At 38.8% G+C, this 12,708-nt stretch carries 4 protein-coding genes; all 4 read right to left on the bottom strand.

What is annotated here, in order from left to right; all coding sequences use genetic code 11:
* Positions 1–91: 91 nt before the first annotated feature.
* The 4 genes from NYE68_RS01645 to fabD all read right to left on the bottom strand — a co-directional run bounded on the left by NYE68_RS01645 (position 92) and on the right by fabD (position 12,681).
* Positions 92–1,615, bottom strand: coding sequence for an FAD-dependent oxidoreductase (locus tag NYE68_RS01645; protein ID WP_053573785.1), 1,524 nt, complete (start codon positions 1,613–1,615; stop codon positions 92–94).
* A gap of 21 nt (positions 1,616–1,636) precedes the next feature.
* Positions 1,637–6,427, bottom strand: a complete 4,791-nt coding sequence (locus tag NYE68_RS01640) for a type I polyketide synthase (RefSeq protein WP_071392179.1) — start codon at positions 6,425–6,427, stop codon at positions 1,637–1,639.
* 184 nt (positions 6,428–6,611) lie between these two features.
* Positions 6,612–11,384 carry a type I polyketide synthase gene (locus NYE68_RS01635; RefSeq protein ID WP_053573787.1) on the bottom strand — a complete coding sequence of 1,591 codons (4,773 nt, stop codon included), beginning with the start codon at positions 11,382–11,384 and terminating at the stop codon, positions 6,612–6,614.
* Positions 11,385–11,427: 43 nt separating this feature from the next.
* Entirely contained in the window at positions 11,428–12,681 is a 1,254-nt protein-coding gene (fabD, locus tag NYE68_RS01630) for an ACP S-malonyltransferase (RefSeq protein ID WP_033575111.1), read from the bottom strand.
* Positions 12,682–12,708: the final 27 nt, after the last annotated feature.

The following is a 12,708-nucleotide window of genomic DNA, read 5'->3' as shown; positions in this document are numbered from 1 at the left end:
TCACCCCTATCGATTTTGATTCTATATAAAATATGAGAAGCATCATGGATATATAGAATAGCTGCTTCAATTGAAGAAGCAGCTTATTGAATTAGTTAATTTTTGTCTCAAACACCTTTCCATCTTCTTTACATAACACCTGCACTAGATTTCTTGCCTGTAAGACAACACTCGGAAGACCTCCTCCCACTTGACTCCAATGCCCAACCATATAAAAGTCTTTAAGTCCGGGAAGTGAACGTTTCAGTTTTTTCTCGTGTATGATGCCTTCCATCTGTTTTTCCCAGCCCTGCCAGCTTCCATTTCTATTATTTGTGTATCTTCTGATCGTATATGGGGTGGATACATCAGTCACGTCAATATTTGATTTAATTTCACCAAACCATTTGTCTAATTCATCAATCATTACATTCGCAATTGCTTTTTTCTCTTCTTCATATTTTTCGCGGTTGTTTTTTTGCAAAGTCTCCCAGTATTCAGCAGAAGTTTTCGCATACACGATAATACTCGTTTTGCCATCAGGTGCGAAGGAAGGATTTTCGTTATATATTTTCACAAATATGTTTTTAACGTTGTCACAGCCATAGCTATTAAGAGGCTGTTCTAATTCCAGGCTCAAATAATGAGGATATTTTTCAAACGTTTTTGATACGCCCAATCCGACATAAATTTGCGGTGCACTTGTTTTAAGGTTGTCATAACAAAATGTCAGTTCATCATCTGTATATTTTCCATCCAGCATTTCAAAAATAGTTTTATAGCCATCCGCTGCTGAAATGACGATATCTCCATAATGACACTGCCCGTTTTTCAACTCTATTCCGATCGCTTTATCATTTTCTACTAAAACCTTAGAAACAGGTGATTTATATTGAATCTCACCGCCTAATTCAACATATCTAGCTTCAATAATTTTTGCGAATTGCAGAGAACCTTCTACAGGATGTCCTGAAGATTTGCTATTAGCCCAGCCTAAAGTAGCCATAAAATAAGATATAGGGGTATCTACATTAAACCAAAACAGACGATTTACATTCTCTCTTACAAAACTGCTTTTAAAGCGCTGGGCGAATTCTTTGATCGTCACTTTTCCCCATTGCCCCATTACTTTCATGTAAGGGCCAGCCTTTGCTTTGAAGGCCTCAAAGTCTGCTAAATCGAACAGTTCGGGCGCTTTATCCAAATCCAGCTCTACATCAGAAACAACTCGAATGCCATCAGTTAAAAGCTTAATTGTTTCCGCATCTTCAGGTGCAACTCTTAAAAACTCCTGTTCTAATTTATCTACATCTGCATACAGCGTAAATGTATCACCATTTCTAAAGTTAACAACCGCAAATTCTTCATCATTAATGAATTCCATATTTTGTATTACGTTCAGTTCTTTCCAAAATTTATGGAACGTATTGTTAGGTCCTGAACCGACCAGCCAGCTGATACAACCGTCAAAAAAGTACCCTTTTCTCTTCCAGCCGGTACATAAACCACCCGGCAGCAAACCCATTTCAAAGATTTTCGTGCTGTATCCGTTCATTTGCAAGTAACAGCCCGCGGCCATTCCTGCAATACCGCCTCCGATTATGATTGCAGTCTTGTTTTCTTCCGTATTCTTCATTATTTTTCCCCTTTTCCGTAACTAGTTTTCTAGAATTTTCAATCCTTCTTGTATATTGATTTTGCCGTTCTCCAGGTCGTCAAATAGATTGTTGAGTTCTTGCTCAAGCCGATTTTCAGCAGTATCTTCTTCCGTTTCTTGCTGTGAATCTTTATTCAGCTGCTTGTCAATATACTCTGATAGCTCCACTACAGAGGAATATGTAAATATATCGGATATATCCACGATGTCAGGATATTGTTCATTAATCAGTTTTAACAGTTGGGTTGCCATAATAGAATCGCCGCCCATGGCGCTAAAGCTTTCATATAAATCTAGCTCTTGCATATCCAAAACCATAGAGTACATTTGCGCAATACTTTTTTCGGTATCGGAGTAAAGTTCTCCCTTTCCTTTCAGCACTATATCTTCAGTATCTGTTCTTCGACGTTTTTCTGCTTCGTTTTTTGTCCTGTTTTTATCTATTAATTTGTTTTTGATTTGCTCAGATAATTCAAAAGACAATTCATCCTTCGCAAAAGCGAGGAGCTTCATATTTAATGTACCTGGAATGATATTAGTAAGCTTATTCGATGCTATTTCTTCTAAAACGGAAATAGCCCTTTCTACCGTCAATAATCTGAAAATAGAGCTCTCATCAGTAATTCCATAATCGACAGCTATGCCGACCTCATCCCAAGCCGGCCAGTTAATTGACAGCGTGTTTTTTCCCTGTTTGTTTTGCATATAAGCAAAGGAATCTAAATAAGCATTTGCAGCTGTATAATCTCCCTGTCCGGCACCTCCGAAAATAGAATTAATTGAGGAGAACAAAATCGTGAAATCTAAATCTACGTCTCTCGTTAAATGATTGATAACCCATGTTCCATTAATTTTAGGAGCAAGCACTTCTTTAAAAATATTAGCTTCTTTTCTAAAGAGGAAACCGTCCCCGGCAACTCCGGCACAATGGAACACGCCATTGATCGTACCGTATTTCTGTTTTATTTCTTCAATTACCGGCCCCATGCTGTTTAAGTCAGAAACTTCACAGCTGTAGCAATCAACTTTAGAACCCATTGACTCGATAGCTCTGATGGACTTCAGTTTTCTGCAAAGCTTTAAATCCGTTCCATCAGCAATGATGTCGTCCCATCGGCTTTGATCAGGCAGTTTAGAGCGATTGAGCAATACAGCATTGACGTTATGTTTTCCAGCCAGGTGCTTTGCGATCTCCAAACCGATTCCGCCGGTGCCGCCGGTAATCATATAGACACCGTTTTCTTTAATTTCCAAACCGCCGTGTTTCTTATTCTTTATTGGTTCAACCGTATCCAACCGACTGATATACCGCTTACCATCCCTAAAGGCGACTTGATAGTGTTTCCCTTTTGTTCTTAACTCCTCACTAATAATTTCCGGTGAAGTATGTTCATCAATATCAATTGCTTTACATGAAACATTTTGGAACTCCTGCGAAATAACACGTCCCAGACCAAACAACGCGGCGCCCAATGGATTGATTGTATTTTCTTCTCCGGACACTTCTGTCACAAGATCAGAAATAAGATGCAAATTAATATTGCTTTTCATCTTATTCTTACTTAACCCCCGGACTAAGCGGAACAGGCTGTATACGCCTTTATTCTGCATGTCTTCTAAATCTGTTAATGATTCCGTTCCTTGGCGGCTGATAGAAGACATATGTATAATGCTGCTGATATTTTGATCGTTTATGCTATGCAATAATTGAACATAGTCTTCTTCTGATCCGCTAATTAGAAATTTCCGCCCATTTATCTTCTGAAACTCATCCCCAAACTCCACTTCAATAACATCATCGTCACGAATTTTCAACTGTTCCAGTATAGATTTATAAATTTCCATGTTGTCTTTAAATAACAGTACAGGACCTGTTACCTCTGTTTTTTCTTCTTCAAAAGCTTCTTGCGCCATCCATTTTAATTGATAAAGTGATTCAGAACTTTCTTCAAAAAGGGCATTAATCCGATTTACTTTTTTTAATACATAATCGGTGATTTCTGCAAAAACATGTCCTTCTGTATCTATTAACTGAATATCACACAGCTTTGTCTCTTTGCTGCTTGCGTTCTTTTTGACAAACGCATAAAAATGCTGCGGCATTCTTGAGTAAATCTTCACACTTTTATATGAAAAAGGAAGGAATGTACTATCGTCATCATCTTCTCCAATAAACACGTTCACCGCATTATCTAGCAAAGCGGGATGTAAAAAGACGTCTTTTAAATCTGTTGTAAATTCATCAGCCAATTTTAATTCGGCCAATTGTTCATCAGGGCCCAGTATGACTTCTTTGAAGTTCAGCCACCTCGGTCCGAAAGTAAAGACTTTGCTGATTAAACCATTTTTATTTTCATAATTGACTTTTATCTTCTCTCTGTTACTGTCATTCCTAACAGAGTCTAAATCAAACATTGATACAGAGTCCGTTAATGGAAACGCTTTTCCTTCTGCATGTGTAATCCAGGTTTCTCCTTCCTGACTGGCTATTATAAATTGAATACATTCTTTCTTTTTCTTAATGATTGTGTGTACAATCTTATTCTCACCCTCATTTACCGTTAACGGAGTGAAGAAGATAATATCTCGTAATTCTAATTGATTGCTTTTATAGTAAGTGGCACTTGCTCTTCTTCCCATTTCGATATAAGTCGTTCCCGGAATAACACAAGCCCCCATGATTTTATGGTCACTTAAAACCCAATCCTTATTCACATTAAATGTCGTTGAATAAATCGTCTCATTCATTGAATCAGCCAAACACTGGTCAATCAGCGGGTGACTGATATTTTTCTGATGCGGCGCTTCACCTCTTCTGTCCTTTACTTCTCCCCAGCATAATGTTCTTTCAAATTGGTATGTCGGAAGACTGACAATCTTTCTGTGCTCATCCTTGTACATTTTTGTCCATTCTACTTTTGCTCCTCTGATATACAGGTTGCAAATTTCCGTAAGGTTTAGCAGTAAATATTCATCCCCTTCAGTAAGAATGTCATGTATCAAATTGTCAGATTGAGCATTCATTTTTCGATGTTCAGATAAGGAAATTTCTCCTTCATCCATAATCTGTTTTCTATCAGAACCAACTTTATGGAAAGAAAAATATACGCCTTTTTCTGATATTTCATTCAGGTTTTGTCCTGCAAGCCTGCCGATTTTTCTCTTTAATTCTTCGTAACTTTTTACAATCAGAGCCAATCGGTAGCCGTAATGGCCCCGCCCTGTGTTTGCCGTATAGCAAATGTGTTTTACGTTTTTTTGAGTTCCTTTTTTAAAGAATTCATTATATTCCTTGATGAGTTTCATTAAAGAATTCTCTGTTTTAGCTGATAAAGTAAATATCTCAAATGTTTCATTTGCAGGAATGACCTCTTCAACCTCATCTCCAGCATCTTCAATCACTACATGTGAATTGGTCCCCACAAAGCCGAAAGAACTGATTCCCGCTCTCCTCGGTGAGTTATTTTTAGGCCATTCATGGGCTTTGTCTGTAACAAATACAGGTGACTTCACAAAGTTAATCAATGAATTCGGTTCTTTAAAATTAATACTCGGAGGGATGACTTGATGCTTCATAGACAGAACGATCTTGATAAGTGACGCCAAACCCGAAACGGCAACAGTATGGCCAATATTAGATTTAACAGATCCGATCCCGCAAAACTGCAACTTGTCCGTATATTTTGAAAACGCATTGGAAATCCCCTTTATTTCAATTGGATCTCCAAGCTTTGTGCCTGTACCGTGCGCTTCGATATATTGAATGGTTTCGGGATCAATTTGAGCATTTTCCCATGCCTGAACCAGTACTTCTTCCTGGGCGATGGCATTTGGAGCTGTCAATCCGTTTGAGGCCCCGTCATTATTAACTGCACTCCCTTTGATAACAGCATAAATATGATCTCCGTCCTGCTTGGCTTTACTTAAAGGTTTTAAGATGACTGCCGCTACTCCGTCACTGAAAAATGTCCCGTCTGCGTCTTTATCAAATGAGTGTACTTTATCACTTACTGATTCCATCATTGATTTTTTGGACGTTTTGAAGCGCGGAAAGAATCCTAATGAAATTCCGCTGACAATAGACATATCGCATTCTTTATTTTTCAAAGCATTACAGGCAAGATGCACACCAAGCAGCCCCGAGCTGCAAGCAGAATCCAAAACCATAGAACTTCCTTTTAAATTTAATAAATAATTAATCCGCCCCGCCATCAAACCCGGCCAGTTGCCCGTCATACTTGTCGATTCTGATTCTGTAATGTAGCGGTACAACGTATTATTGACATGGTCTTTTCCAACAAAGAGCGATGTGTTGCTTCCATAAATTTTGTCCCCTGCATACCCTGCATCTTCAATCGCAGTCCATACCGTCTCCAGCAATACTCTATGAGACGGGTCAATGGCCTTTGCTTCTTTAGGAGAAATATTAAAAAATTCAGGATCGAACTTGTCTACATCTTCTAAATATCCGCCAGGTTTCCAGTTATCTGCTTGTTCTTCCGTCAGATATCCTGAACCGAGAAAATCAGTAAACCCTTTATTGTTTACGATCGGCTTAATGTAATTGATCATATCTTTTGGATATTCCGCCTTGCAGTCTTCTCCATTCATCAGATTCTGCCAGTATTCATCTGTATTGTTTGCTTTCGGCAGTCTGCAGGAAATTCCAATGATAGCAATATCTTCATTGCTGCTTGCAGCCTTTAATTCTTTTAGCATTCGCTTTGCTTCTTTCTGGCTTAGCTTATGCTGTTTCACTTGTTCAAATATATAAGATTGAACGCTATTCATTACGGATCACTCCCGCTTTCTTTCTAAGAAAATTTTTGATAGGAAGGGTAATAAGATCTACAATTTTACCTTAAAATGGAATTCAGTTCCCATAATAATGTGATAGGCAGGCTGCTTTTTCTTCATTCAATTCGCAGTCTGCCAATATTCCATTTGCGAATATATTTTTACAGGCCCAATTCAGTTATTTTCGGTCTGGATGAAATATTTGATTTGCTTCGCTGACTTCCATCTCTCCGGATGCCAGCTTATTCAAAATTGCATCCAGGTCATCTTCATTGTCTTCTTCAGGGATTCGGTCAGAAGACTTCTGATCACTGAAGTGGGATTCAAGGTAGGTTGACATCTCCTTAATGGAGGGATACGTAAAAATATCAGAAACATCAATGAGAGAAGGCCATTCTTTCTCTATTTCTTTTACCAGATATATCGCGGATATTGAATCTCCGCCCAAATCATAAAATTTATCAGTTATACTGATTTGTTCTAAGCCTAAAACTTTTATCCAAGCTTTCATTAGTTTATTTTCAATATCGCTGAAGCAAAATGTCTGATCAGTTTTCGACTCAACAGATTTTTTTACAATCGCCTGCTCCTTAAAAGTCAAAATATCCGGGGATAATCGGAACTGAATTTGATCTTGATTTAATTCCAGTACCCGATGATCAATTTCCCCGATGATCACATTCCGGATGTCCTTTTGCATGACTTCATCGAAGGCACGTATCGCTTCAGCTGAGGTAATCGTCTTAAAGCCGTTTTCATCTTTATGTTCGTTTCCGGCCTTTTGACGCTCTTCAATATATTCGGCAAGCATACCCACATCAGACCAGCCGCACCAATTAATCGTAACTGTTTTTTCATCCGGTCTTCTTCGCTGTCTGCGTTCTGCGAAGGAATCCAGGTAGGCATTAGCCGCAGTATAATCAGCCTGCCCCATACTCCCCGCAAGTGCTGTGATAGAAGAAAACATTATGAAGAAATCCAGATGCTCATGCTTTGTCAGCTCGTTTAATATCCATGTTCCATTAACTTTCGGTCTGAGCACGTTATCAAACACTTTTTTTTCCTTTCTGAAAATAAACCCATCTCCAGAAACACCAGCACTATGTATGACACCGTGGATTGTATTGTATTTACTCTTTATTTCCTCGAATACATGAATCATTTCACTTTCATTTGCGACATCGGCCTTATAGTAATCTACCTTAGAACCGCTTTCTTTTATTTCTTTTAGAGCATCGATTTTCTTTTTGTTTCCCTTCTCCATGTTGATCTGCTGCTCGGAGCGTCCAATGAGGATTAATTGGACATTTTCTTTTGATGATAAATACTTGGCCATTTCTAATCCCAGTCCGCCCATACCGCCGGTAATAACATATACACCGTTCTTTCTGATGCTTATTTTCCCTTCCCGAATTACGGATAAGTCTTCAGTCTGGAGCTCTTGAACGTATTTATGCCGATCTCTGTAAGCGACAAGCTCTGACTGTTTTGTTGAGTTGATTTCAAACATGATGTTTTCCGCCATAAGATTTTGATCCAAATCTATGCATCTGACACTTACACGCGAATATTCCTTTTCAATTACTTTTCCAAAACCGAAAAATGCCGCGTTATGCGGGTTAATGTCTGGTTCTTCACCGCTTACTTGATGTGCAAGGTCTGCAAACAGCATCAGTTCTATGTTATTTTTTGTATTTTCTACAAGTGATTTTGTTAAATAAAATAAACTGTCTACCCCTGAGGATATTTTTTTCTGAAGCTGATATATGTTTTTGTCTTTCTCATCGCTGATAGACATCAAATGGACAATCTGAGAAACCTTTTCACTTTGAAGAGTTTTTACAAGACAGTCATAATCTTCTTGAGAATCACTGACTGTATAATGATGGCTTCCGATTTTAGAGAAATAGTCACCCTGTTCCGCGACAATCACAGTTTTCCCTTCCAGTTCTAAGCTTCGAATGATTTCCTCGGATAAACTGCAGCCATTATTCTTAAATAATAAAATAGGATGATGAATTTCTCGCATCTCGTGTGATTGATCGCTTTCTCTTATCCAAGATAGCTTATGATATATATTGTTTCTTTTAGTCTTTTCAGCTGCTTTATGCACCCTTTTTACGATGTAATTGTTTATTTCACCGAATACTTCTCCAGTCTCATTCAGCAGGACGATGCGAAACGTTCCTGTTTCTCCGTTGCTTCGGCTCTTTTTCTTGATATAACTGTAAAACTTTTTAGAAGCGGAGCCATAAATCTTAAATTCTTTATAAAAATAAGGGAGATAGGTTTCGTTATCTATCGTGAATGTCCCGGCATTAACGGCACAATCCATCATCGCAGGATGAAGCGAAAACTGAACGAAATCACTCTCATATTCTTTCGGCAATTCCAATTCACATAGAAGCCTGTCGTCGTCTCTGTAGATTGCATTGGTGCATTTCCATCTGCCTCCGACTTGAACGATGCTTTCCGGTCTATTCGTATCTTCTATATGATAAACCGACTTGTATTCATCGGTGTTTATTTCTGTCAATGGATGATTATTACGTTGAATGGCATAGACAGCATTGAAGCTTTTCTTTAAATCCTCAATGTCATATGTTTCCCGTACCGGTTCTTCTTTCGCAATGACCGCTTCCGCGTGCTTTATCCATTTATCGCCGGACTTACTTATCACACTAAACTCTAAAACGCTGTCCTTTTTCTTTATGATCGTATGAACTTCTTTAACTTCATTTGCTTTTACCTTTAACTGATTTGAAAACGTAACGTCTTTTAACAGAATGCCGACAGGTTCGCCAAAGTATTTTCTTCCCGCTTCTCTAGCTGTTTCTATATAAACCGTTCCAGGGATAACGTAAGAATCATTCACTTTATGTTCATTTAAAAACCAATAATCAGTGACATTCAAATGGGATATATACACTTCCAGATTCAGTGACTGCACTGCAAGATTGCTCAATAAAGATTGTTTTTTCTCATCGGCTGAAGGGCCGTCTGCAGCCGGCTCAGCCCATAATCTTTTTCCGCTGAATTTGTATGTCGGCAAGCTGACCTTTTGAAAATTCATCTCGCTATAAAGATCTTCAAAGTTGATATTCGCCCCATCACAATACATTTCACATAAAATATGTGAGTCAGAGGTTGAAATATTAGAGACGTTTTGTCTGACTCTTTGAATCACATTTTTTATTGTTTGAGTATTCTGCACACTGTCTGTATGCGTTTTTCCTATAAACTTTGTTTGATTTGTTATCGATTGAAAGTATATATTTTTCTCCCGATACGTTTTCCATTCAGAGCATGATAAAAACTCCAGCTTTTCCAGCAGTTCCGCGACAGAGCTTATTACCATAGCGATTCTGTATTTGTTTGGCAATCTCCCAGTGTTTGCTGTATAACATATATCTCCCAGATTCACATCTGTTTCTCTCTTTAAATAATCAATATGATCTGTAAGCAAGTGCGCGAGTGATGTTTTAGTCCTAGCTGAAACAGTAAAAATATGTTCAGATAAAACGGATTGATCGACTTTTTCAACTGCGGGTGCCTCTTCTAAAATGACATGACAGTTTGTACCGCTCAGCCCAAAACTGCTGATGCCGCACCTGTATACTCCGCTGCTCTCCCATGCTGAAACGGAGTCATTGACGTAAACAGGCGATTCATGAAAATTGATATTTCGGTTCGGCACTTTAAAATGTAAACTTGGCGGAATTTTTTTATGCTTTAATGCCATTACCGCTTTAATTAAACCCGCTATTCCCGCCAAACTATCAAGATGCCCGATGTTTGTTTTGACTGAAGATACGGCACAGAACTGTTTTCGGTCTGTATATTTTCTGAAAGCCCGTTGCAACGCATTTATTTCAATCGGATCCCCTAATTTGGTCCCTGTCCCATGAGCTTCAATATATGTAATTGTTTTAGGATCTATTTTTGCATTTTTCCACGCATCTACTATTACTTGTTCTTGAGCTGCTGCGTTAGGAGCGGTAATTCCTACTGAGCTGCCGTCCTGGTTAACAGCGCTCCCCTTAATGACTGCATAGATCTGGTCATGATCACGAATCGCTTGGGCCAGCGGCTTCAGCAATACGGCAGCGACTCCTTCGCCGCTATTCGTGCCGTCAGCTGAATCATCGAAAGTCCTTACAGCAAAATCAGATGAAGAATTCCCGATATTTAACCTGCTCTCCTCTATTGTCTTGGGGAATACTTTTATGTTCACTCCGCCGGCTAATGCCATATCGCAATCCTTATTTCTTATTGCCTGACAAGCCGTATGGAGGGCGACAAGCGATGAAGAGCATGCAGTATCGATTACCATTGCTGGCCCTTTAAAATCCAAGATATATGACAGTCTGCTTGCGATAACTGATTTAATGTTACCCGCGGTAGCCAGTCCGAGTAACGATTGATCTCCTTTTTCAAGCAATCTGAAGTATTCATTTGAGCCGTCACTGCTGAGTCCAATGTATACTCCCGTATTTGTCCCACATAATTTTCCGCCGCCGTAACCCCCGTCTTCCAATGCATTCCAGGCCGTTTCAATAAATAATCTTTGTCTGGGATCAATCAACTTTGCTTCATTTGGAAGGATACTGAAAAAGTCACAATCAAATTTATCAATCTCATCCATATAGGCTATTTTTGTATAGGCTGCATCTTTACTGTACTTGGTTCCGCTGTTTTTTAATGACTGGTCAGCATCTTTTTTTCTGTTCAGCGGAATGTCCCTGATGAACTCTTTTCCTCGTAAAAGTAAATCCCAATATTCATTTACGTGATTGGCTTCGCCGATTCTGCATGATAAACCGACAATGGCAATGTCATCTCCGGAAATGTCTTTGGCCCCTTCCTCGTTTTTTTGTTTCTTTACATTCAGAGTTTGATTTGTAAAAGCGGCCGCTTTTAAATTACTTAAACTTATAAAGTCTGTTTTCATTTTTTTACCTCGCTGAGAATCACTAGATAGGTAATCATACCTGTCAAACTTCAAAGTCTTCAAAGTGTTTTTTTGTGTTTGTTTCAGAAAATAATTGATTAAATCTTTTTTTCTGTTCATCTATTGGGGTTTTTTTGGTTCGAAACACTGACTTCAGCATTTCTACTGCCATATGCATTTGTTCTCTTGACGGCTGACGACCTGATGTTTCAAGTTCAGCCTGTATGGCAGCTACTTTTTCATATGGTTCGATTACACCTTTGGCGTATTCCTCATTGTTCCAGTTGTAATTTTTAGTAGCAACCGCGATCCCTAAACTTCTCGAGATAATAGAAAAACCGGCTTGCAGTGAAACAGATTCGTTCAAAAGAGTCTCTTTTATAATTTTCACGTCCTCTTCTTTGTCGTAGCTGTACGATTTGATGTCAGCGATATTGTTTCTTACAAGATTCCTTAATACAGATTTCGGCCCAAATTCAATCACAGTATCAGTATGGTTTGCTTCTAAATACTTCATGATTCCCATCCAATTTACCGGTTTTACGATTTGAGTTCCCAGTATGTCAGCCATTTGCTGTTTATCCGAATATGGAAGAGCCGTCACATTAGATAAAACTTTGTATTTTGGAGTTCTGAGATCATACTTTTTTAACTCATGGCTGAATTTTTCCGCAGCAAAACCCATGATCGGAGAATGAAAAGCAGCACTTACATTTAATTTAAAAATGTCTGCTCCTCTGGCTTTAAGAGTTTCACTAAGCTCTTCAACTGCTGCCGCTTCTCCGGATACCACAACATCTTTATATCCATTGTAGTTAGAAACAGCAATCGTTTTTCCTCTTGAAGAGAGAGATTCGCACTCTTCTTCTGCTATTCTTTCATCCAGGTTCCTGATAACAGCCATTGCTCCGGTCCCTTGTGCGGCAGCTTCTTTCATTAATAATCCTCTGGCTCTCACCAGCTTTACAGCGTCCTGAAAATCCAAAACGTCACTGCAAACCAAGGCAGAATATTCTCCTAAACTATGGCCGGCGATGTATTCAGGTTCTTTTCCGACCTCTTCCATGTAGATTCTGAATTGTGCAATACTTGTTGCCAGGATGGCCGGCTGAGTATTTTCTGTTTGAGATAGCTCAGCGGCACTTCCATCTATACATAATTTCTTCAGGTCAAATCCCAATGCATCACTGGCTTCGTCAAACGTTTTTTTAGCGATAATAAAATTGTCACATAAACGTTTGCCCATTCCTGCATATTGAGATCCTTGTCCTGAAAATAAAAAACCTATTTTCGACATTTAAATACCTCCAAAGTCTCTATAATG

The organism is Bacillus sp. FSL R5-0447 (assembly GCF_038606125.1).
Lineage (GTDB): Bacteria > Bacillota > Bacilli > Bacillales > Bacillaceae > Bacillus > Bacillus velezensis.
Note: the sequence above shows the minus strand (reverse complement) of the source record. Positions and strands in the feature narration are given on the sequence as shown.

What these genes read in the sequence shown, in the direction of transcription:
- NYE68_RS01645 (WP_053573785.1), bottom strand. Translation starts at nt 1,615, where the DNA reads ATGAAGAATACGGAAGAAAACAAGACTGCAATCATAATCGGAGGCGGT.
- NYE68_RS01640 (WP_071392179.1), bottom strand. Translation starts at nt 6,427, where the DNA reads ATGAATAGCGTTCAATCTTATATATTTGAACAAGTGAAACAGCATAAG.
- NYE68_RS01635 (WP_053573787.1), bottom strand. Translation starts at nt 11,384, where the DNA reads ATGAAAACAGACTTTATAAGTTTAAGTAATTTAAAAGCGGCCGCTTTT.
- fabD (WP_033575111.1), bottom strand. Translation starts at nt 12,681, where the DNA reads ATGTCGAAAATAGGTTTTTTATTTTCAGGACAAGGATCTCAATATGCA.